Here is a 635-nt window from a genome sequence, read left to right on the forward strand (position 1 = left end):
CCGGTGGGCAGGTACTTGTCGGCGTTGTCCTTGGTGACGGTCTCCGACGTCAGCGTGATGGACTGCGGCACCTGCTGCTCCAGCAGGTCGCTCATGCCCTTGCCCTGCGCGATGAGCCGGGCGATCTTGATCGCCGAAGCGGCCATCGTCGGGCTGTAGGTCACCGTCGCCTTCAGCACACCGCTGTCGGCCTTGATGTCACGCATCGCGTTCGCCGAACCGGCACCGCCGACCATGAAGAACTCCTCACGCCCGGCCTCCTTGATCGCCGCCAGCACACCGATGCCCTGGTCGTCGTCGTGGTTCCAGATCGCGTCGATCTTCTTGTGCGCCTGCAGCAGGTTGCTCGCCACCTGCGTGCCCGACTCCACCGTGAACTTCGCGTCCTGCTTCGCGGTCACCTTGAAACCATAGGTCTTCAGCGCGTCCTCGAAGCCCTTGCTGCGGTCCTGGGTCAGCGGCAGCGTCGCGATGCCCTGGATCTCCAGGATCACCGGGTCGGCCACACCCTTGTCCTTCAGCGTCTTGCCGATGAAGTGACCCGCGGCCACGCCCATGCCGTAGTTGTCGCCGCCGATCCAGGTCCGGTACGACAGCTTGTCGGGGAACACCCGGTCCAGGTTGATCACCGGGAT

The 635-nt window shown here is 65.0% G+C and carries 1 protein-coding gene; it reads right to left on the minus strand.

What is annotated here, in order from left to right:
• Window positions 1–635 (minus strand): substrate-binding domain-containing protein (locus tag HHX37_RS35385; RefSeq protein WP_182888178.1); only part of this gene is annotated, 635 nt, incomplete at both ends.

Origin of the sequence: Microbispora sp. H10885, assembly GCF_014161415.1 — a bacterium.
GTDB lineage: Bacteria > Actinomycetota > Actinomycetes > Streptosporangiales > Streptosporangiaceae > Microbispora > Microbispora triticiradicis.